Source organism: Luteibacter mycovicinus, assembly GCF_000745235.1.
Taxonomy (GTDB): Bacteria; Pseudomonadota; Gammaproteobacteria; order Xanthomonadales; family Rhodanobacteraceae; genus Luteibacter; species Luteibacter mycovicinus.
In genome coordinates this window covers 1,180,691-1,201,082 of record NZ_JQNL01000001.1, presented here as the reverse complement: position 1 = coordinate 1,201,082, position 20,392 = coordinate 1,180,691, and the positions used below count along the sequence as shown (strand labels likewise).

Annotated in this window: 18 protein-coding genes; 7 read left to right on the top strand and 11 right to left on the bottom strand. The window is 66.1% G+C overall.

Features of this window, described 5'->3' with window-relative positions:
- Positions 1 to 122: 122 nt before the first annotated feature.
- From rseP to rpsB, 8 genes are all read right to left on the bottom strand, one after another.
- Positions 123 to 1,466 (bottom strand): RIP metalloprotease RseP, encoded by a 1,344-nt coding sequence (rseP, locus tag FA85_RS05460; RefSeq protein ID WP_036111055.1) that lies wholly within the window; start codon positions 1,464 to 1,466, stop codon positions 123 to 125.
- Positions 1,467 to 1,513: 47 nt separating this feature from the next.
- Positions 1,514 to 2,692, bottom strand: a complete 1,179-nt coding sequence (locus tag FA85_RS05455) for a 1-deoxy-D-xylulose-5-phosphate reductoisomerase (protein WP_081907642.1) — start codon at positions 2,690 to 2,692, stop codon at positions 1,514 to 1,516.
- Between the two features lie 9 nt (positions 2,693 to 2,701).
- Positions 2,702 to 3,520: a phosphatidate cytidylyltransferase gene (locus tag FA85_RS05450; protein WP_036111061.1), complete on the bottom strand. Its 819-nt coding sequence runs from the start codon at positions 3,518 to 3,520 to the stop codon at positions 2,702 to 2,704.
- A gap of 12 nt (positions 3,521 to 3,532) precedes the next feature.
- Positions 3,533 to 4,273: a polyprenyl diphosphate synthase gene (gene uppS, locus FA85_RS05445; protein WP_036111063.1), complete on the bottom strand. Its 741-nt coding sequence runs from the start codon at positions 4,271 to 4,273 to the stop codon at positions 3,533 to 3,535.
- Between the two features lie 20 nt (positions 4,274 to 4,293).
- Positions 4,294 to 4,851, bottom strand: coding sequence for a ribosome recycling factor (gene frr, locus FA85_RS05440; protein WP_036111065.1), 558 nt, complete (start codon positions 4,849 to 4,851; stop codon positions 4,294 to 4,296).
- Positions 4,852 to 4,968: 117 nt separating this feature from the next.
- The gene (gene pyrH, locus FA85_RS05435) at positions 4,969 to 5,691 is read right to left on the bottom strand and encodes a UMP kinase (protein ID WP_036111068.1); all 723 of its coding nucleotides are present in this window, start codon (positions 5,689 to 5,691) and stop codon (positions 4,969 to 4,971) included.
- Between the two features lie 198 nt (positions 5,692 to 5,889).
- Complete coding sequence (gene tsf, locus FA85_RS05430) at positions 5,890 to 6,768, bottom strand: translation elongation factor Ts (protein ID WP_036111071.1); 879 nt, start codon at positions 6,766 to 6,768, stop codon at positions 5,890 to 5,892.
- 85 nt (positions 6,769 to 6,853) lie between these two features.
- Positions 6,854 to 7,702, bottom strand: a complete 849-nt coding sequence (gene rpsB, locus FA85_RS05425) for a 30S ribosomal protein S2 (RefSeq protein WP_036111073.1) — start codon at positions 7,700 to 7,702, stop codon at positions 6,854 to 6,856.
- 351 nt (positions 7,703 to 8,053) lie between these two features.
- Here rpsB and map point away from each other — a divergent pair, with 351 nt between their 5' ends.
- The 6 genes from map (at position 8,054) to FA85_RS05395 (ending at position 15,505) form a co-directional block, all read left to right on the top strand.
- Positions 8,054 to 8,821, top strand: a complete 768-nt coding sequence (map, locus tag FA85_RS05420) for a type I methionyl aminopeptidase (RefSeq protein ID WP_036111076.1) — start codon at positions 8,054 to 8,056, stop codon at positions 8,819 to 8,821.
- A 124-nt stretch (positions 8,822 to 8,945) separates the two neighbouring features.
- Positions 8,946 to 11,516 carry a [protein-PII] uridylyltransferase gene (glnD, locus tag FA85_RS05415; RefSeq protein WP_081907643.1) on the top strand — a complete coding sequence of 857 codons (2,571 nt, stop codon included), beginning with the start codon at positions 8,946 to 8,948 and terminating at the stop codon, positions 11,514 to 11,516.
- A complete protein-coding gene (gene dapD / locus FA85_RS05410) occupies positions 11,503 to 12,330 on the top strand; it encodes a 2,3,4,5-tetrahydropyridine-2,6-dicarboxylate N-succinyltransferase (RefSeq protein ID WP_036117203.1) in 828 nt (275 codons plus the stop codon). Before glnD ends, dapD begins: the two co-directional genes overlap by 14 nt.
- Before the next feature lie 3 nt (positions 12,331 to 12,333).
- Positions 12,334 to 12,687, top strand: coding sequence for a Spx/MgsR family RNA polymerase-binding regulatory protein (locus tag FA85_RS05405; RefSeq protein WP_036111079.1), 354 nt, complete (start codon positions 12,334 to 12,336; stop codon positions 12,685 to 12,687).
- Positions 12,688 to 13,818 carry a succinyl-diaminopimelate desuccinylase gene (dapE, locus tag FA85_RS05400; RefSeq protein ID WP_036111083.1) on the top strand — a complete coding sequence of 377 codons (1,131 nt, stop codon included), beginning with the start codon at positions 12,688 to 12,690 and terminating at the stop codon, positions 13,816 to 13,818.
- A gap of 100 nt (positions 13,819 to 13,918) precedes the next feature.
- Complete coding sequence (locus FA85_RS05395; RefSeq protein WP_036111086.1) at positions 13,919 to 15,505, top strand: hypothetical protein; 1,587 nt, start codon at positions 13,919 to 13,921, stop codon at positions 15,503 to 15,505.
- A 2-nt stretch (positions 15,506 to 15,507) separates the two neighbouring features.
- Here FA85_RS05395 and FA85_RS05390 read toward each other — a convergent pair whose 3' ends face one another.
- The gene (locus tag FA85_RS05390) at positions 15,508 to 16,320 is read right to left on the bottom strand and encodes a phosphodiester glycosidase family protein (protein ID WP_081907389.1); all 813 of its coding nucleotides are present in this window, start codon (positions 16,318 to 16,320) and stop codon (positions 15,508 to 15,510) included.
- 104 nt (positions 16,321 to 16,424) lie between these two features.
- Between FA85_RS05390 and FA85_RS05385 the strand changes: the two genes are divergently transcribed.
- Positions 16,425 to 16,913, top strand: coding sequence for an NUDIX hydrolase (locus FA85_RS05385; protein ID WP_036111091.1), 489 nt, complete (start codon positions 16,425 to 16,427; stop codon positions 16,911 to 16,913).
- 82 nt (positions 16,914 to 16,995) lie between these two features.
- Here the strand turns inward: FA85_RS05385 and parC are convergent, their stop codons facing one another.
- Together parC and FA85_RS05375 are read right to left on the bottom strand one after the other, a co-directional pair.
- The gene (parC, locus tag FA85_RS05380; protein WP_036111094.1) at positions 16,996 to 19,236 is read right to left on the bottom strand and encodes a DNA topoisomerase IV subunit A; all 2,241 of its coding nucleotides are present in this window, start codon (positions 19,234 to 19,236) and stop codon (positions 16,996 to 16,998) included.
- Between the two features lie 99 nt (positions 19,237 to 19,335).
- The gene (locus tag FA85_RS05375) at positions 19,336 to 20,376 is read right to left on the bottom strand and encodes a proline iminopeptidase-family hydrolase (protein WP_036111097.1); all 1,041 of its coding nucleotides are present in this window, start codon (positions 20,374 to 20,376) and stop codon (positions 19,336 to 19,338) included.
- Between the last annotated feature and the right edge of the window lie 16 nt (positions 20,377 to 20,392).

Here is a 20,392-nt window from a genome sequence, read left to right as displayed (position 1 = left end):
GGGTTAATTCCAGTCGCCGGCGGACGAGGCCGGTGACCGAAGAGGAGCACGCGCCGGACTCGTGCCCGGCGTCGTTCGGCTACGGGCGCGGGAGCGTCCGGGGCCTGGGTGATACGGATGTGTCAAGAAACAAGCAGTCGCTGGATGTCGTTGAAGAACGCCAGCCCCATCATGGTGAACAACAGGGCGATGCCTACGTACTGGCCAGCGATCATGGTGCGCTCGCTGACCGGGCTGCCTTTGACCAACTCGATAAGGTAATACAGCAGGTGTCCACCGTCCAAGACCGGGATGGGCAGGAGGTTCAAGATCGCAAGACTCAGCGAGACCAGGGCCAGGAAGCTGAGGAACCAGCCCAGGCCGCGATTGGCGGAATCGTTGGCGACCTGCGCGATGCCGATGACGCCGGACAGGTTCTTGGTGGACGCCTGACCCGACAACATCTTGCCGATCAGGTTGAAGGTGGAGGTGGTGCCCGCCCAGGTCGCGCGCAGCGACTCGCTGAAAGCCCGTACGGGGCCGTAGCGGAGCGTGGCGGCTTCCATGGCCTGGCTGCTGACGCCGATCAGCCAGCGGCTGGGCTGGCCCTGTTCGGAGCGCATGCGTGCGGTGACGTCGAATGTCTTCGCCTGGCCGTCGCGCACGATACCGATGGCCAGCTTCGGCGAGATGGCGGCCTGCTCGGGGACCAGCGTGGTGAAGTCGGAGAAGTCGGCGACCGGCTTGCCGTTGACACTGACGATGCGGTCGCCGCTATGAATGCCGGCGGCGGAGGCCGGATCGCCCGGAACCACCTGACCGACCACGGGCGGCGCCTGCAGGCCGAGGCCGAGCTGGGTCAGGCGCTTGCCGATGTCGTCGCTGTCGGCGAGCTTCTGGATCGGCAGGACGACGTCGCGCTGCGAGCCGTCGGTGCCCTTCACGTGGACAGGCAGTGGTTCGTTGCCGAGCAGGCCGTTGACCACGCCGTTCAGCGCGTCGCTCCAGGTGCCGACGGCCTCGCCGTTGACGGCGAGAAGGCGATCGCCGGGGCGAATGCCGGCCTGTTCGGCGATGCTGCCCTTGTCGGCGGCCACGATGGGAGCGAAGTCGGGCTTGCCGATCATATACATCGCCCAGAAGGCGGCGATGGTGAAAATCAGATTGAATGCCGGACCGGCGGCGACGATGGCGATGCGTTTCCACACGGACTTGCCGGTGAACTCCTGGTCGCGCCAGGCCGGATCGACGTCACCCTCGCGGGCATCGAGCATCTTGACGTAGCCGCCGAGCGGAATCGCCGCCACCTGGTATTCGGTGCCGTCCTTCGCGACGCGACGCCACAGCGGCCGGCCGAAGCCCACGGAAAAGCGGAGCACGCGAACGCCACAGCGGCGTGCGACCCAGTAGTGGCCGAATTCGTGGAAGGTCACCAGCACGCCAAGCGTGACCAGCAGCCAGAACACGGAACCGAGGAAGGGGCTCATCAGGAAAAGAGGGTCTCGAAGATAAAAAACGTTGGAGTGGAGCGAGTTTAGCAGTAAGCGCGGTGGAGCACGCCCCGTGCCGCCCGGCGAGCTTCCCCATCACGCTCCACAAGCGTCTGGACATCGACCACGGGTTTGGCCGGCAGTTCCTCAAGAACGCGTTCGACCACCTCGGAAATACCGAGGAAGGGCAGCGTTCCGGCCAGGAACGCGTCTACCGCGACCTCGTTGGCGGCATTGAGGATGGCGGTGGCGTCGCCTCCGGCCCGGAGGGCGTCGAAGGCCAGGGCCAGGCAGCGGAAGGTGTCCGTGTCGGGTTTTTCGAAGTCGAGACGGGCATGCGTGGCGAGATCGAGCGGTGCGACGCCGGCCTCGATCCGCTCCGGATAGGCGAGGGCGCAGGCGATGGCCGTGCGCATGTCGGGGTTGCCGAGCTGGGCGAGCATCGACCCGTCGACGTAGTCGACCATCGAGTGAACCAGGCTCTGCGGATGCACCACCACGTCGATGGCGTCCGCGGGTGCGCCGAACAGATGATGCGCTTCGATCACCTCCAGGCCCTTGTTCATCAGGGTGGCGGAGTCGACCGAGATCTTCCGGCCCATCGACCACTTGGGGTGCGCACAGGCTTCATCGGGCGTGATGCCGCCCAGTTCCGCCCGGGTGCGGCCGCGGAACGGGCCGCCCGAGGCGGTGAGCACCAGCCGGCGCACGCCAGCGCGTGCCAGTTCGGGCCGGCCGCCGGGCAGGCACTGGAAAATGGCGTTGTGCTCGGAGTCGACCGGAATCAGATCGCCGCCACCGGCGCGCAACGCCTCGAGCAGCAGGGCGCCGCCCATGACGATCGATTCCTTGTTGGCCAGGAGCAGGCGTTTGCCCGCACGTGCGGCGGCCAGCGTCGAGTCGAGTCCCGCGGCACCGACGATGGCGGCCACGACCGTGTCGCAGAGCGGACCCGCGGCCGCCGCGCTGACCGCGTCGGCGCCGGATGCGACATCGCAGCGAACGCCAAGCGCCGCGAGGCGACGGGCGAGGTCCGCTTCCATCGAAGGGTCCGCGACGATGGCGAGGTCGGGACGGAAGCGTGCGCAGAGGGCGGCCAGCGCTTCGGTGCCCCGGTTGGCGACGAGGACGGTGGCGCGGAAGCGATCCGGGTGCCGTGCGATGACGTCGAGCGTGCTGCCCCCGATCGAGCCCGTGGCACCGAGGACGGCGACGTTGCGGATAGCCATGGCCTACAGGCCCAGCAGCATCTTGCCCGCCACGAAGATCGGCAGGGCGGCGAAGACGCTGTCGAGGCGGTCCAGCAGTCCGCCGTGGCCCGGGAAGAGGTTGCCCGAATCCTTGACCTCGGCGTGGCGCTTCATGAGGCTCTCGAAAAGATCCCCGACGACGGCGATCGCGACGGTCAGCACGCCCAGCACGCCCAGCCCGATCAGGTGGGCGGCGTCACTCACGCCAAGCATCCAGCCGCCGAGCACGGCGACCAGGGCGCCGCCGAGCACGGCGCCATAGACGCCCGCCCAGGTCTTCCCCGGGCTGATACGTGGAGCGAGCTTGCGGCGGCCGAACTGGCGGCCGCTGAAATAGGCGCCGGTGTCGGCGGCCCAGACGATCATGAGGGAAAGCAGGGTCCACCAGTGGCCACGGTCGCTGCCGTGCAGGGCCATGGCGGCGGCGAAGGTCGGCACGATGACCAGGACGCCCGTGCCGATCTTCAGCAGGCGGTTCTCGGCGTTGGGCGCCGCGGCGAAGGTGAAGTGTCGCAACCAGAAGCAGCAGCCGATCCACCAGGCCACGCCCACGAGAGTCAGTACGGTGAGCAGGCCCGGCGTGGCGATGAGCAGAACGGCGAGCAGCAGCGCGGCGGCACCCGCCACGACGATGCCGCGGCCGACGGCGGTGCGGCAGCCCGCCAGAAGGCTCCACTCCCACGCGGCACCGACGAACACCAGCGCGATCACCGCGGCGAAGTACACGGTGGGCGGCAGGAGGATCAGCGCGAGAACCAGTGGAAGCAGGATCAGGGCGGTGGTGATGCGTTGTTTCAGCATGGCGGTCCGGCGTCAGCCTTGGGCGACCTGTTCGCCGGTGCGGCCATAGCGGCGCTCCCGGCGGGCATAGTCGTCGAGAGCCTCGGCGAGGCAGGCCTGGTCGACGTCGGGCCACAGGGTGTCTGTGAAATAGAGCTCGGCGTAGGCGATCTGCCAGAGCAGGAAGTTGCTGACGCGACGTTCGCCGCCGGTGCGGATGAACAGATCCAGCGGCGGCTGATCGGCGAGACAGGTGTACGTGGCGAGGCGGGTCTCGTCGATGTCGCCGGGGGCGAACTCGCCACGGCTCGCCGCTTCGGCGGCCAGCCGTGCGGCGTTGGCGATATCCCAGCGGCCGCCGTAGTTGACGGCGATATTCAGGTTGAGCGCCTCGTTGCCGCCGGTCCGCTCCATGGCGTCGAGCATCCGCTGGCGGAGTTCCGGCGCGAAACCGTCCAGGTCGCCGACGAAGCGGATGCGGACCCCGTGGCCATGCAGCTCGTCCACTTCCTTGTCGATCGCCTTCAGGAAGAGCTCCATCAGCGCCGACACCTCGGTGGCGGGGCGATTCCAGTTTTCGCTGGAGAAGGCGAACAGGGTGAGCGAGGCGATGCCGCGCTGGAGGCAGAACTCGACGGCTTTGCGCACGGCTTTCTGCCCGGCGTGGTGGCCGAACGTGCGCGGGCGAAGGCGCTGTTTGGCCCAGCGCCCGTTGCCATCCATCACGATGGCGAGATGGCGGGGAACCCTGCCTTCGTCGGGCCTCGCGGTCATGGATGCGGTCCGATGGCGCGTCAGAGCGCCATCAGCTCCTTTTCCTTTTCCTTGACGACGTCGTCGACTTCCTTGACGAACTTGTCCGTCAGCTTCTGGATGTCGTCGTCCGCACGCTTCTGGTCGTCTTCCGTGATTTCCTTGTCCTTGAGCAGCTTGCCGACATGCTGCACGGCGTCGCGGCGCACGTTGCGGATGGCGATCTTGGCGGCTTCGCCTTCCTTCGCGACGCTCTTGGCGAGCTCCTTGCGGCGCTCCTCGGTCGGCGGCGGGAAATTGAGGCGGATGTCCATGCCCATCGTGGTAGGGGTGATGCCGAGGTCGGAGGCCATGATGGCCTTCTCGATCGGGCCGATCATGCTCTTGTCGAACGGCTTGACCGACAGCGAGCGCGCGTCGGGCGTGCTCACGTTGGCGACCTGCGACAGCGGGGTGGGCGAGCCATAATAGGGGACGACGATGTTGTCGAGGATCGACGCGTTGGCGCGGCCGGTCCGGATCGTCTTGAGGTCGTGCTTGAGGGAGTCGATGCTCTTGCCCATGCGGGTCTCAGCATCTTTCTTGATGTCGTTGATCATGGGCTGGTTTCCGGTCGAACTGGTCAGCAGACGAGTATAGCAGTGAGGGCGCGTGCGGCCGTGCCGCAGCGCGCCAAGGATCGTCGGCGCCCCTCAGGGCGCCGGATAGCGGCGGATTCAGCCGGCGTTGACGAGCGTGCCTACGGGCTCGCCCTGCATGATGCGCATGAGGCTTCCCGGCTGGGTCATGTCGTAGATGCGGAGGGGCAGCTTGTTCTCGCGGCACAGCGCGATGGCGGCGGTGTCCATGACCTCGAGACGGCGCTCGATCACCTGGTTGTACGTGAGGTGGTCATAGCGCTCGGCGGTCGGGTCGCGCTTCGGATCGGCCGAGTAGATGCCGTCGACCTTGGTCGCCTTGAGCAACAGGTCCGCACCGACTTCGACAGCGCGCAGGGCGGCCGCGGAGTCCGTCGTGAAGAACGGGTTGCCGATACCCGCGGCGAACAGGGCGACGCGGCCCTTCTCGAGGTGGCGAATGGCGCGACGACGGATGAAGTCTTCGCAGACTTCGTTGATCTTGATGGCGCTCATCGTGCGGGCTTCGCCACCCAGCTTCTCGATGGCGTCCTGCATGGCGAGCGCATTCATCACGGTGGCCAGCATGCCCATGTGATCGCCGGTGACGCGGTCCATGCCCGAGGCAGCCAGGCCGGCGCCGCGGAAGATGTTGCCGCCGCCGATGACGACGCCGATCTGTACGCCGGCATCGCGCACTTCGAGGATCTCCTTGGCGAGGCGGCCGATCACCTTGGGATCGATACCGTAGTCCTCGGTTCCCATCAGGGCTTCACCGGAGAGTTTGAGCAGGATGCGGCGGTGTTTCAGCGGATTGCTCATTCGGGGATCTCCAGTTTGTGTGGGGCAAAACGGCCGTAGTTTAACGCGTGGTCGGTTGTTACAGCTATGTGAATTCCTGCGCCAAGGTCACGTTTTCCGGGTTTCGCGTTTTCGCTCCTGCGTTCGTTCAGGGTTGTGGAAACAAAAAAAGAGCCGCGATCGCTCGCGGCTCTTTCAGGTCGTGCCAGGAGGTGAGGCTTACGCCAGACCGGCCTGCTTCATGACTTCGGCGGCGAAGTCGTCGACGACCTTCTCGATGCCTTCACCAACGGCCAGACGCTGGACCGAGATGATCTCGGCGCCGGCCTTCTTGAGGGCTTCAGCCACCGTGACGTCACCGTCCAGCACGTACGGCTGGCCGACGAGGGTCACTTCGGCGAGGATCTTGTTGACCTTGCCCGAGACGATCTTGTCGAGGATGTCGGCCGGCTTGGCCTTGTCCTTGTCGGTCATCTTGGACAGCTCGATTTCCTTTTCCTTCTCAAGGAAATCGGCCGGGACGTCTTCGACCTTGACGAACTTCGGGTTCATCGCGGCAACGTGCATGGCGATACCCTTGGCCAGCTCTTCCGAGCCGCCCTTCAGGTTGACCAGCACGCCGATGCGGCCGCTGTGCGAGTAGGCGCCGATGGTGTCGGTGCTCTCGATCTTAGCCATGCGACGGACGTCGAACTTCTCACCGATGGTGAGCGTCAGTGCCTTGGCGCCTTCCTCGACCGTGGTGTCGCCGAGCTTCGCGGCCTTGAGGGCCGTGATGTCGTTGACGCCCGACTCGAGGGCGGCGTTGGCGACGTCCTTGGTGAACTGGATGAACTGCTCGTTGCGCGAGGAGAAGTCGGTTTCGCTGTTGACTTCGATCAGGGCGGCGACGCCGGGCTTCTGTGCGATGGCGACGAGGCCTTCGGCAGCGACGCGGTCAGCCTTCTTGTCAGCCTTGGCCATGCCGTTCTTGCGCAGCCACTCCATCGCCACTTCGATGTCGCCATTGTTTTCGACGAGCGCCTTCTTGCACTCCATCATGCCGACGCCGGAACGCTGACGCAGTTCATTGACGAGCTTGGCGGAAATCTCAGCCATGGTAGTTCCTCAAAGTTTTTATGGGCGCCGCGGCGGACATGCCGCGGCGCCGGATGAAACGGAAGAGCTGGACGGGGTGGGGCGCTTACGCGCGGCCACGACCACCGTCACGGCCGCCTTCGCGACGCGGAGCACCCTTCTTGGCCGGGGCGCCGCGACGATCGCCGCGAGCGGCCTCGTCCTTGGCGACCGGGTTGCCTTCCTCGTCCATCTCGACGAACTCGTTCGCGTCGCCACGGGCGGCGTTCGGAGCGGCGGCCTTGCCTTCCAGGATGGAGTCGGCAGCGGCGCGGGCGTAGAGCTGGATGGCGCGGATGGCGTCGTCGTTACCCGGGATGGCGTAGTCGACGAGGGCCGGGTCGTAGTTGGTATCGACGACGGCGACGACCGGGATGCCGAGCTTGCGGGCTTCCTGGACGGCGATGTCTTCGTGACCGATGTCGACGATGAACAGGGCGTCCGGCAGACGGTTCATGTCCTTGATGCCGCCCAGCGAGTTCTGCAGCTTCTCGCGCTCACGGCGACGGGCGAGCACTTCGTGCTTGACCAGCTTCTCGAACGAACCGTCGGTTTCGGCGGCTTCGAGTTCCTTCAGGCGGGCGACCGACTGCTTGACCGTGCGGAAGTTGGTCAGCATGCCGCCGAGCCAGCGGGCGGTGACGAACGGCTGGCCGGCGCGCGAAGCTTCTTCGGCGAGCGACTCACGAGCCGAACGCTTGGTGCCGACGAACAGGATGGTGCCGCCCTTCTGGGCCAGGCCCGAGAGGAAGTTCATCGCGTCGGTGAAGAGCGGAAGGGTCTTCTCGAGGTTGATGATGTGGATCTTGCCGCGGGCGCCGAAGATGTACGGAGCCATCTTGGGGTTCCAGTAACGGGTCTGGTGGCCGAAATGGACGCCGGCTTCCAGCATCTCGCGCATGGTGACTTGTGCCATGGAATTACTCCTGGGCGAACCGCATCGAGCGGTTCTATGGGGGTTGGGACCTCCACGCATCCCCGGCTTCGACCCGGTCCTCTCGGACCAGGCACCCCGAAGGCGGTGCCGATGCGTGTGTGGCGTTAAATGCGACGGTTTGGCCGGGCCAAGGATGGCTCCATGCGGTTACAATCGCGCTTCGTATCGCCGCCGTGGCCACGGATAAGTGGCTTCGCCGGACAGCAAAACTCGCTAATTGTAGCCTTCGGAACCGCCCAGCCGCAAGATCGGGGTGGAATTCCATCGGGGACGCCGCCATTTTCCTGGCAGGCCCTACACCCCGAGGGCAAAGGAACAGAGAGAACCGCCATGGCAGTCGTACCGAAGACCCCTGAAGAGATCCAGAGCATGCGCGAGGCGGGCCGTCTGGCCGCCGAGGTTCTGGCCATGCTGGTGCCGCACGTGAAGCCGGGTGTGACCACCGAGCACCTGGATCGCCTGGCCCACGACCACATCGTGAACGTCCAGAAGGCGATCCCCGCCAACGTCGGCTACCGGGGCTTCCCGAAAACGGTCTGCACCTCGGTCAACCATGTGATCTGCCACGGTATTCCGACCGAAACCAAGGTCCTCAAGGACGGCGACATCGTCAATATCGACGTCACGGTCATCAAGGATGGCTGGCACGGCGATACCAGCCGCATGTATTTCGTCGGCACGCCCAGCGTGCTGGCCAGACGGCTGGTCGATACCACCTTCGAGGCCATGATGAAGGGCATCGAGGCGGTCAGACCGGGCGCCACGCTGGGCGACGTCGGTGCGGCCATCCAGAAGCACGCCGAAGCCGCCGGTTTTTCGGTCGTCCGCGAGTACTGCGGCCACGGCATCGGCAAGGTCTACCACGACGAGCCGCAGGTGCTGCATTACGGCCGTAACGGCACCGGGCTGGAACTGAAGCCGGGCATGACCTTCACCATCGAACCGATGATCAACGCCGGCAAGCCGCAGACCAAGTCGCTGCCGGATGGCTGGACCGTGGTCACGAAGGATCATTCCCTGTCCGCGCAGTGGGAGCACACGATCGCCGTGACCGACGACGGTTTCGAGATCCTGACGCCCTGGCCGGACGCCGCCTGACACACGATTTTCGTTTTACTCCACCGAGGGCTTCGACGTGACGCTTCCACCGCTTCCACGCCTGCCCGCCGTGGTCCCCCGCTCGGGCGTGTCGCCCGACGCGCGGCGCGCCCTCCGTCAGTTGATGGGCGACGTCGATCGTGCGCTCACCGTCGCCTTCAACGACGGTGAGGATGCTTCCGCGCTGGCCCGTCGCCGGGCCGAGATCGTGGAGCGCGTGGTCGTCCACGCATGGGGCGCCTGCCTGGGCGATCTCGCCGCCGCCGCGCTGTTCGCGGTGGGCGGGTTCGGTCGGGGCATGCTGTTTCCCGCGTCCGATGTCGACCTTCTGGCTCTGGTCGGCGAGAGCTCGCCGGCCCTCTACCGCGCGCTGGAAAACTTCTTCAGCTGCCTGTGGGATATCGGCCTGAAGCCGGGCCACGCCGTGCGGACGGTCGCGCAATGCCGCGAACTGGCCGCGCAGGACGCCAGCGTCTTCACCAGCCTGCTCGACGCGAAGCGTCTGGCCGGCTGGCCGATCCTGGGCCAGGAGCTCCGCGGCATCCTCGACGATCCCGCCCTGTGGTCACCGCGCGCCTACCTGGCCGCGCGCCTGGCGGAGCGCGACGCGCGTCATGCGCGCTACGACGATACCGCCCAGAATCTCGAGCCGAACCTCAAGGACGGGCCGGGTGGTCTGCGCACGCTCGACTCGTTGCGCTGGCTTGGCCGTCGGCTGGCCGATGCCCCGGACTTCGATGCCATGGTCGCCGAGGGTCTGCTGGAACCCGTGGAGGCTGCCCGGCTGACCCGCGCCGAGGAAACCCTGCGTCGTTATCGCTATGCGCTGCATCTGGAGGCGGGGCGTGCCGAAGAGCGCCTCCTGTTCGATTACCAGCGGGCGCTCGCTACCCGGCTTGGCTTCGAGGACGAGCACGCGAAGAACCTCGGCGTCGAGCAGTTCATGCAGGGCTATTACCGCGCCGCCACGCAGATCGAGCGCTCGGGCACGCAGCTGGTCGAACGTTTCGAGGAAATGCTGGATCCGCGGAGCGAGCCCGAGAGCGTGGGCACCGACTACCTGCGCTACGGTTCACGCATCACCGTGCGCGATCCCGAGCTGTTCGTCCGCCGCCCGGCGGCTCTGGTGGAGATTTTCATCGCGCGGCTCGACGAGCCGGGGATCACGGGCTTCACCGCCGAAACGATGCGGCGTATCCAGCACGCGGTATCGTCGCATGGCGAACTGCTTGCCGATGATCCGAGGGTGCTCGAAGCGTTCCTCACGCTGCTGAAGCGCGGGGCGCCGGCCGTCGAGGCGCTATGGCGGATGAATCGCCATGGCCTGCTCGCGGCGATTCTTCCCGCGTTCGGCAAGGTGGTCGGGCGCATGCAATACGACCTGTTCCACGTGTACACGGTCGACGAACACACGCTGCGCGTCCTGCGCAACGTCGCGCGCTTCGCGGATCCGGCGGCGCGCCGCGACTTCCCGATCGCGTGCGAGATCTGGCCGCACATCGACAAGCCCGAACTCATGTTGCTGGCGGCGTTGTTCCATGACATCGCCAAGGGGCGCGGCGGCGATCACTCCGTTCTCGGTGAGGAAGATGCCCGCGCCTTCTGCGCACGCCTCGGTCTTCCGGGCGACGACATCGATCTCGTCGCCTGGCTGGTGCGCCATCACCTGCTGATGAGCACGACGGCGCAGCGTCAGGACATTACCGATCCCGATGTCGTGCATCGATTCGCGGCAACGGTCGGCGACTGGGAGCATCTCGATCATCTTTACCTGCTGACCATCGCCGACATCATCGGCACCAGCCCGAAACTGTGGAATGCCTGGAAGGATCGCCTGCTGGCCGACCTGTACACGGCGACCCGTTTTGCCTTGCGCAGCGATCTCACACCGCCGTCGCACTCGGGCATGCGCGTGCGTGAGTGCCGCGAGCGTGCGCTGGGCATTCTGGTGGGCGAACATGTCGCCGCCGACGAGGTCGCGCGGATCTGGTCCGAATTCCCGGATAGCAGTTTCCTTCGACACCGCCCGGAGCAGATCGCCTGGCAGACCTCGGCCATCCTGCGATCGCGCGGAGCCACGCCGCTGGTGGAGGTGCATCCGTTCTCCGTCCGCGGCAGCACCGAGCTGTTCATCTACACCAGCGACAGGGACGGCCTGTTCGCCACCGTCACCGCGGTCCTCGATCGTCTCCGCTTCTCGGTCGTCGAGGCGCGCGTGCTCGTGTCGAACACGGGCATGGCGCTGGATACCTTCCTGTTGCTGGAGTCGGACTCGCAGGCGCCGGCATCGCTGCAGCGCGCGGAAGAGTTGCGCGCGCGCCTGCGTCACGCGCTCGAGCAACCTGCCGGGCAGGGGCCGCCCAAGCGGAGCATCTCCCGCCACCTTCGCCATTTCCAGATGACGCCACGCATCGAGTTCGTCGATGCGGGCGAGCGCACCCAGCTCGCGCTGGTATGCACCGATCGCCCCGGCCTGCTCGCCGCCGTGGCGCAGGCGCTGGCCGAAGCCGAGGTGCGCGTGCATGATGCGCGGATCGCGACCTTCGGTGAGCGCGTCGAAGATTTCTTCCAACTTACCGATCGCGGCAATGCGCCGTTGTCTTCCGAGCACCGGGAGATCCTGCGCGCCTGCCTGCTTCGCCATATCGGTTTCGAAACCCCCAGGACTGTCGTAAATGCAGATGCAGACGCTTGAATCCGTAATCGATGACGCCTTCGAGCGTCGCGCCGACCTCACCCAGAACGAAATCGAGGCTGGCCTCCGCGACACCGTGAACCAGGTGCTCGATCTGCTCGAATCGGGTGAGCACCGCGTCGCCGAGCCCGATGGCAACGGCGGCTGGAAGGTCAACCAGTGGCTGAAAAAAGCCGTGCTGCTGTATTTCCGGATGAACGGCAACGTCGTCGTCGACGGCGGTCCGTCCAGCGCGTTCGACAAGGTGCCGTTGCGTTTCACCGATGGCGATGCCACCGAATACGGGCGGCTCGGTGCGCGCGTCGTGCCCGGTGCGCTGGTCCGTCGCGGCGCGCACATCGCGAAAGACGTCGTGCTCATGCCCAGCTACACCAACATCGGCGCCTTCGTCGGTGCCGGCACCATGGTCGATACGTGGGCGACGGTCGGGTCGTGCGCGCAGATCGGCGCGGGTGTACACCTGTCCGGCGGCGTCGGCATCGGTGGCGTGCTCGAGCCACTGCAGGCCAATCCGACCATCATCGAAGACAACTGCTTCATCGGTGCCCGCTCCGAAGTCGTCGAGGGTGTCGTGGTCGAGAAGGGCTCGGTGATCGGCATGGGCGTGTTCCTCGGCCAGTCGACGCGTATCTACAACCGCGCCACGGGCGAGATTTCCTACGGCCGCGTGCCGGCGGGCAGCGTCGTCGTCTCCGGCAGTCTGCCGTCGAAGGACGGGAGCCATAGCCTGTATGCGGCGATCATCGTCAAGCAGGTCGATGAAAAGACCCGTTCGAAGACCGGCATCAACGAACTCCTGCGCAGCGGCGACTGAGTCATGGCGATCATCGTTTACGGTTTGCCGAACTGCGATACGTGCAAGAAAGCGCGCAACTGGCTTGGCCGGTTCGAGGTGGAACACGAGTTCGTCGACTACCGGGCGAACCCGGTGCCTGCGTCGACGCTGAAAGCGTGGTCGGAGAAGCTCGGTGGCTGGGACAAGCTGATCAACAAGGCGTCGACCACGTGGCGCACGTTGTTGCCGCAGCGCAAGGATCCGCGCAGCGACCCGGAGTGGACGCTGCTGCTCAAGGAATATCCGGCGTTGATCAAGCGTCCCGTGGTGGTCGACGGCGACGAGGTCAGCGTCGGCTTCACGGACAATGCCTTCAAAAAACGCTTCGGAAAATAAATGTCCGCCGTCCTCGACCTGACCTGTGACCTCATCCGCCGCCGTTCGGTCACGCCGGACGATGCCGGCTGTCTGCCGCTGATCGCCGGGCGTCTTGCGGCGGTGGGCTTTCGCATCGAGCATCTGCGTTTTGGCGATGTCGACAATCTCTGGGCGACGCATGGCGACGGCGGTCCGGTGCTGGCCTTTCTCGGCCACACCGACGTCGTGCCGACCGGTCCGGAAGGCGCATGGGCATCGCCACCGTTCGAGCCGACGGAACGCGACGGCGCTCTCTACGGTCGTGGCGCCGCGGACATGAAGGGCTCGGTCGCGGCGATGGTGGTCGCGCTCGAGCGCTTCGTATCGGCGCATCCCGCGCACGCCGGCACGGTCGGCTTGCTGCTGACCAGCGACGAGGAAGGTGTGGCCTTGCACGGCGTCCGTGAGGTGGTCGAGCACTTCGGGAGAACCGGGCAGCGGATCGATGCGTGCGTCGTGGGCGAGCCTTCGGCGAAAGAGCGCCTGGGCGATCTCATCCGCGTCGGTCGCCGGGGTTCGTTGTCGGGGACGCTTACGGTGCGTGGCGTGCAAGGTCACGTGGCCTATCCCGAGAAGGCGAACAATCCGATCCACGTTTTCGCACCCGCACTCGCCGCGCTGGCGGCGGAACGCTGGGATGAAGGCAACGCCGACTTTCCGCCGACCTCGTTCCAGGTCTCCAACATCAACGCGGGTACGGGGGCGAACAACGTCATCCCCGGCGAGCTGGTGGCCCTCGTCAACTTTCGTTTTTCCACGGCGAGTACCGCTGACGGCCTGCGCGAGCGGGCGGAAACGATCCTGCGCGCCCATGGCGTCGACTTCTCCATCGACTGGCAGCTCTCGGGGCATCCGTTTCTGGCCACGCCGGGCGGGCGCTTGCGCGAGGTCGTCGTCGGCGTCTGTCGCAATGTGTGCGGCATCGATCCCGAGCAGAGCACGGGCGGCGGTACCAGCGACGGCCGGTTCGTCGCGCCGATGGGTGCGGAGGTGATCGAGCTCGGCCCGGTGAACGCGACGATCCACAAGGTCGACGAGTGCGTGTCGGTGACGGACCTAGAGCGTTTGCCGGACCTCTACGAGGCCATTTGCGCACGTATGCTTTCGTAAGCTGAGGCCTCTCGCCGACACCCGGATGTGTCGGTCGCGGGCAGCGTGTGCGCCTTTCGGGTGCGAGCATTCGCCACCCAACCGTTCAAGGAAGAACAGCATGAGGCACTGCTTCGTGGCATCCGCGCTGCTATGCGCCCTGGCGCCACTCCCCGGATTCGCCCTCTCGGTCGATGAGGTCAGCGTTCCATCCGTGACGATCCTGACCGTCGAGGCGACCGATACGCCGGACGTCGTGCGAGGTCTCCTGGACAGGCTCGTCGGCGAGGGCGGTCGGATCGCGCTGGCCGGGTCTCCGGACGTCCTCGCGCGCATGCGGCCATCGTTCGTCCGCGTATGGCCGGAAACGAACACGATCCTCCTCGACGCCGCCACGGGGCTGGGCATCTTCGGTCTGAACAGTGAGGACGATGCGGCGCGCAAGGCCGCACTCTCGCGCTGGCCGTGGGACGATCCCCTGCCTGCCGCCCGTCGGACCCCGCGCGCTGCCGCCCCGCGCGCTGCCGCCCCGCTCGCTGCCGCCCCGCTCGCTGCCGCCCCGCGCGCTGCCGCCCCGCTCGCTGCCGCCCCGCGCGAAGGACGACACGTCGACTTCCGCGTCCTCGCCACATCGCCTTCATCGGTGTGCCGCAGCTTCAGTCGCGAAATGCTGCGCGTCCTGTTCGACGGGCGCCTGCCCAGCTCGGAGGAGCGTCACGATTTCCGCCGCGAGGTCCGTCGCTGGTGCCAGTACGGGACGTTGTCGCTGCACCGTGCGGAGGCACCGCAGTTCACCATCGAACCGTTCGCCTCGTCCGATGTGCCCCGTCTGACGCTGGCGACCGAATGGGCGCTGATCCGTCGTGAGGATCAGACGCAGGGCGGCACGGCAAGCTACCTGCTATGGGCCAAGACGCTGGGCGACGGCGCCGGAACCGGGTTCACCCGGCGCGACGGTTTCCACGCCTTCCTCGACCCGTCGCGGAACGAACTCCGTTATCTGATGGACGTGGCGATCCATTCGGGCTGGGGCAGCATCGAACACCGCGATGTCGTCACCGCGTGGCCGCTGAACTCGACGTTTCCGGCGACCGGCGATACCCATGTCTTCCGGTGTGACGCGCCACGCGCCTTCCGGCCGGACGACTGCCCGGTGTCTCCGGTACTCCGCAAGCTTTATCCGCAGGATTCGTCGGGCGGTAACGTCAACGTGTCCTTCGGCGAAAGCTGGGCATTCGGCGGCGAGGTCAAATTCTCGCGCTCGATGGATTCGGAGGGCAAGCAGGGCATCTCCATGACCTTCGGTTTCAACCTGATGCGGACCGAAGCCACGTCGGCGGGCATCGACCTGCCTCTCGTACGCGTGCGGAGCAGCGCCGTCAACGAGTCCTATCGCAGCACGTGGTGGACGCCCGACGTACCGGCGCTGTTCCAGTGGATACTGGCGCGCCGATACCATGGAAGCCTGGCCGACGTCACCGCTCTGGCCTCGACGCTCAATCCCCGGCACGAAATCGTCTGGGAGATTCCGCTGACCGGCAACGAAGGGCGCCAGCTCCCGTACCACGTGGTGTACGAGGCCGGACTGAACACCTGCGCCAATGGGCCGGCCTGCACCTCGTATCAGCTGTCGTACGACCCGACCTACCGTGCGAAGGCGCGTGTCGGGTGGTCGGACGGCATGACCGTCAGTCTGCCTTATCGCTAGGGTTATCGGCCCTTGGGGAACACCGCGACCATGCCCGCGTAGGGCTTGGTCATGAAGGCGGGCGCACCGGCGTAGCCGTCATCCGGGGTGAACGCCTGCGAGATGGTTCCATCGAGAAACAGCGCGTCCCGGCAGCCCAGTTCGTCGCGGAACAGCCGGGCGAAACTGTGGAAGTTCACGGGCGCCCGGCTGACGACGAAGACGGCCTCATGCGATGACTTCGCGCAGACGCCGCTACGCCACTTCATGCTGTCCGATCCGTTGTCGAACTGCGTGTTGACCTCGCCGTCGATCACCAGCATCGGTCCCGACTGCGTCGCCCAGCGCGGTTTGCGCGCGGCGGCCCTGAAGGCTTCCGTCGTGCGCACCTCGACACTGCCGTCGTCATAGACGGCGAAGACACCGTTGGGCAGCAGCGAAAAGTTGCCGGAGCGCGGATTGCCATGAGCGAGGTTGAGCGGGACCAGCGCCTTGCCGTCTTCGACGTAGAGGCCCAGCGGCTTGTAGTCGCGATCGTAGATGCCCGCGTTGGTCGCGAACGACAGCGGCCGGCCCTTGCTCGTGGTCCAGGTCTTCAGTGCCTCGATGCTGCCGAAGGGCTGGGCGGTGTCGGGGTTGCGCCAGTGCAGTTCGATGTCTTCCTGCCGGGTGTCGACGGTGACGGCGAAGTACGACTGGCTGTCGAACACCACCTCGCGGCTGTCGACGGCATCGGCGGCCGGCGCACAGCCCATGGCTGACGCGGTGACGGCGGCGGCGACCATGGCGCGGAGGAGGAAAGCGGGGGTCACGCGGGGAAGAGACGGGTGGGGCATGCGCCGATGGTCGCCGGGTCGGACGGGCGGCGCAAGGGGCCAGACGGCGTCTTCGCGTCCGGAGGGCGTAAACTCCCGGGTTTTTCCCCGGTAGCGTCATCGCCATGCCCTATACGCCCATCGTCGCCACGCTCGGCTACGTGCTCTCGCCAGACGGCCAGCGTGTGCTCATGATCCATCGCAACGCCCGCAAGGACGATCACCACCTGGGCAAGTACAACGGCCTCGGCGGAAAGATGGAACCCGGCGAAGATATCGCCGCCTGCATGCGCCGCGAAATCCTCGAGGAGGCGGGCATCGAATGCCAGGAAATGCGTCTGCGCGGCACGCTGAACTGGCCGGGCTTCGGCAAGCACGGCGAGGACTGGCTGGGTTTCATCTTCATCATCGACCGCTATAGCGGCACGCCGATGGAGTCCAACCCCGAGGGTGCGCTCGAGTGGGTGCCGGTGGATGGGCTGGACGCCCTGCCGATGTGGGAAGGCGACCGTCACTTCCTGCCGCTGGTCTTCGATGACGACCCGCGGCCGTTTCACGGGGTGATGCCGTACAAGGACGGGCGGATGGTGTCCTGGAGTGTCACCCGGCTCTAGAGCCGTATCGCCGGCCCTGATGGCGATGGCCCCGGCAGGGCCGCATTCAACCGCGGCCCGCCGGGTTCACGAAATCACCCGATCAACCGGTGGTTTCGATCCGCTCCACGCGACGCAGTCCGCGCGGCAGCACGCCGCCGCGAGTGGCACGGCTGCCGCCGTACTCGACCAGATCGGCCCACTTCAGCGTCAGCTTGCGTTGTCCCGCATACAGCGTGACCTCGCCCTTGCCTTCGGTGACAACGGCCACGCCAACGACGCGTTCCTCGCCCGAGGCCAGCTTGGCCTTCGGAATCTCGATCAGCTTGTTGCCCTTGCCCTTGTCCAGTTCCGGCAGCTCGGCCACCGAGAACATGAGCAGGTGGCCTTCGCCGGTGACGACCACGATACGGTCGCGCGACGGGTCCGCGGTGATCGCCGGGGCGAGCACGCGCGCGCCATCGCTCAGGCTGATGATCTGCTTGCCCGCCTTCTGGCGACCCGTGAGCGCCTCGAAACGCGTCACGAAGCCGTAGCCGAAGTCCGTGGCAAGGACGATGCGGGTGTCGTTGTCGGCGGTGACCACCGCGTCGAAGCGGGCGCCGGCAGGTGGACTGAAACGCCCGGTCAGCGGCTCGCCATTGCCGCGTGCGGAAGGCAGCGTATGTGCCGCCGTGGCGTAGGCGCGACCGGTCGAGTCGATGAAGGCGACCTGCTGCGTGGTGCGCGCACGCGAGATCGCCAGCAGACTGTCGCCGTCGCGGTAGGACAACGCTTCGCCATCGATCTCGTGGCCCTTGCCGGCACGTACCCAGCCCTTCTGCGACAGGACGACGGTGACCGGCTCGGAGGCGACCAGCGCGCTCTCGTCCAGGGCCTGGGCCACGCTGCGCTCGATCAGGGGCGAGCGGCGCTCATCGCCGAACTTCTCGGCGTCGCCGCGCAGTTCTTCCTTGATCAGGCTCTTCAGCTTGGCCGGCGACTTCAGCAGCACGTTGATGCGCGCGCGCTCTTCTTCGAGCTTGTCGCGCTCTTCGTTGAGTTTGAATTCTTCCAGGCGGGCCAGCTGGCGCAGCTTGGTTTCGAGGATGTAGTCGGCCTGTTCGTCATCGAGACGGAAGCGCTCCATGAGCACCGGCTTCGGCTCGTCCTCCGTACGGACGATGCGGATGACTTCGTCGATGTTGAGATAAGCGATGCGCAGCGCTTCGAGCAGGTGAAGGCGACGCTCGACGCGGCCCAGACGATGAGTGAGCCGGCGCGTGACCGTATCGGTACGGAAACGCAGCCACTCGCTCAGGATCATTTTCAGATCCTTCACCTGCGGCCGGCCGTCGAGGCCGATCATGTTCATGTTGACGCGGAAGCTCTTCTCCAGATCCGTCGTGGCGAAGAGGTGCTGCATCATTTCTTCGACGTCGACACGGCTGGAGCGCGGCACGAGGACGAGGCGGATCGGGTTCTCGTGATCGGACTCGTCGCGCAGGTCTTCGATCATCGGCAGTTTCTTCGCGCGCATCTGCGCGGCGATCTGCTCGAGGATCTTGGAAGGCGACACCTGGTGCGGCAGCGCCGTGATGACGATGTTGCCCTCGTCACGCACGTAGACGGCACGCGCGCGCACCGAGCCGGTACCGTTCTGGTACATGGCGGCGAGTTCACGGCGTGGCGTGATGATCTCGGCGTCGGTCGGGTAGTCCGGCCCCTGTACGTGCTCGCAGAGGTCGGCAATCGTCGCGTCGGGGTCGTCGAGCAGGCGGATACAGGCGCTGGCTACCTCGCGCAGGTTGTGCGGAGGGATGTCGGTGGCCATGCCGACCGCGATGCCCATGGAGCCGTTGAGCAGCACGTGCGGGACGCGAGCCGGGAGCCACGAGGGCTCGTTCATGGTGCCGTCGAAGTTCGGTACCCAGTCGACTGTGCCGTGGCCCAGCTCGGAGAGCAGGACCTCGGCGATAGGCGTCAGGCGCGACTCCGTGTACCGCATGGCGGCGAAGCTCTTCGGATCGTCCGGCGAGCCGAAGTTGCCGTGGCCGTCGACCAGCGGGTAGCGATACGAGAACGGCTGGGCCATGAGGACCATCGCCTCGTAGCACGCCGAGTCGCCATGGGGATGGAACTTGCCGATGACGTCGCCGATGGTGCGGGCCGACTTCTTCGGCTTGGCGGTGGCGCCCAGCGCCAGTTCGCTCATGGCGTAGATGATGCGGCGCTGGACCGGCTTCAGGCCGTCGCCCACGAAGGGCAGGGCGCGATCCAGCACCACATACATGGAATAGTCGAGATAGGCCCGCTCGGCGTAGTCCTTGAGCGGGATCTGTTCGTAATTGGCTTGCAGATTCATGGGTTTGGCTGTCCGGCTGGCGCGCATCAGCGCGTCGTTAACCGGGTGATGTTGCCAGAAAGCCGTCTCAGGAGCGAAGACTGCCGAAGGACCACGTCCTCAGCGAAGGGGTTTACCCGCGTCCACGTCCTTCAGGAATCCGATCAGCCCCGTGAAGTACGTGGTCTGGTCGTCGTACATCGCCATATGCGCGCCCCTGGGGCAGAGCAGGAAGCGCGCGTCCGGCATCTTCTTCGCCATGGCTTCCATGTACCTGGGGTCCATCGTGTCGTAACGGGCGCCGATGACCAGAGTCGGCACCCTGATGTTCTTCAGGTCATTGCTGCGGTCCCAGTGCAGCAGCTTGCCGCTGGCACCGAGTTCGCTGGGGCCCTGCATCGACACGTAGATCTGCTCGTTGATGTGGCCGAACGCGCGCTCCACGGGCTCGGGCCACTGGTCGGCCGGCATGCGCAGCACGTGCTGCTCATAGTGCATCGGCATCAGCAGTGCCATGTAGGCGGGGTCGGCAGTCTTATTCTCCGCCTCCATGCGCTTGACCTGGGCGAGCTTCTTCTGGTCCATAGCGGGCATGAGCACCTTGTTCGCGTACTCGTTGTACGCGGGGATGCTGTCGACCATGTTGGAGATGATCAGGCCCTTGAGGTGCTGCGGGTACTTGAGCGCGTACTCGATCGCAAGCACGCCGCCCCAGGAATGGCCGAGGAGGTAGAAGTTATCCTTGTCCAGGTGAAGCGCCCGGCGGACCTGCTCCACTTCGTCGACGAAACGGGGAATTTCCCACAGTGATTCATCGGTGGGTTTGTCGCTGAAGGCCGAACCCAGCTGGTCGTAGTAGTAATACTCGATGCCGGCGCCGGGGAAGTAGCTGTCGAACGCCTCGAAATACTCGTGCGTGGCGCCCGGCCCGCCGTGCAGGAGCAGAACCTTGATCGTCGGATTGTTGCCGACGCGCTTGGTCCAGACCTTGAACTTGCCTTTGGGCGTATCGATGACGATCGACTTCTGACCGCCCGAGAGCACGTCGTCGCGTCCGGTGTTGTCGAAATACGAAGCTGGCGCGGTCTGTGAGGCCGGCGAGTCGGCAAAGGCACAGAGCGCGGCAAACGTGAAAGTCACGGCGGCTATCAGGCGGCGCATGGTGTATCCCCCGGCA

Bases quoted from the DNA above. Each gene is read 5' to 3' on its own strand.
- map (WP_036111076.1), top strand. From the start codon at position 8,054: ATGGCAGTCGTACCGAAGACCCCTGAAGAGATCCAGAGCATGCGCGAG.
- tsf (WP_036111071.1), bottom strand. From the start codon at position 6,768: ATGGCTGAGATTTCCGCCAAGCTCGTCAATGAACTGCGTCAGCGTTCC.
- FA85_RS05395 (WP_036111086.1), top strand. From the start codon at position 13,919: ATGAGGCACTGCTTCGTGGCATCCGCGCTGCTATGCGCCCTGGCGCCA.
- frr (WP_036111065.1), bottom strand. From the start codon at position 4,851: ATGATCAACGACATCAAGAAAGATGCTGAGACCCGCATGGGCAAGAGC.
- FA85_RS05385 (WP_036111091.1), top strand. From the start codon at position 16,425: ATGCCCTATACGCCCATCGTCGCCACGCTCGGCTACGTGCTCTCGCCA.
- dapD (WP_036117203.1), top strand. From the start codon at position 11,503: ATGCAGACGCTTGAATCCGTAATCGATGACGCCTTCGAGCGTCGCGCC.
- FA85_RS05390 (WP_081907389.1), bottom strand. From the start codon at position 16,320: ATGCCCCACCCGTCTCTTCCCCGCGTGACCCCCGCTTTCCTCCTCCGC.
- FA85_RS05405 (WP_036111079.1), top strand. From the start codon at position 12,334: ATGGCGATCATCGTTTACGGTTTGCCGAACTGCGATACGTGCAAGAAA.
- pyrH (WP_036111068.1), bottom strand. From the start codon at position 5,691: ATGAGCAATCCGCTGAAACACCGCCGCATCCTGCTCAAACTCTCCGGT.
- parC (WP_036111094.1), bottom strand. From the start codon at position 19,236: ATGAATCTGCAAGCCAATTACGAACAGATCCCGCTCAAGGACTACGCC.
- glnD (WP_081907643.1), top strand. From the start codon at position 8,946: ATGGGCGACGTCGATCGTGCGCTCACCGTCGCCTTCAACGACGGTGAG.
- rpsB (WP_036111073.1), bottom strand. From the start codon at position 7,702: ATGGCACAAGTCACCATGCGCGAGATGCTGGAAGCCGGCGTCCATTTC.
- FA85_RS05450 (WP_036111061.1), bottom strand. From the start codon at position 3,520: ATGCTGAAACAACGCATCACCACCGCCCTGATCCTGCTTCCACTGGTT.
- FA85_RS05375 (WP_036111097.1), bottom strand. From the start codon at position 20,376: ATGCGCCGCCTGATAGCCGCCGTGACTTTCACGTTTGCCGCGCTCTGT.
- dapE (WP_036111083.1), top strand. From the start codon at position 12,688: ATGTCCGCCGTCCTCGACCTGACCTGTGACCTCATCCGCCGCCGTTCG.
- uppS (WP_036111063.1), bottom strand. From the start codon at position 4,273: ATGACCGCGAGGCCCGACGAAGGCAGGGTTCCCCGCCATCTCGCCATC.
- rseP (WP_036111055.1), bottom strand. From the start codon at position 1,466: ATGAGCCCCTTCCTCGGTTCCGTGTTCTGGCTGCTGGTCACGCTTGGC.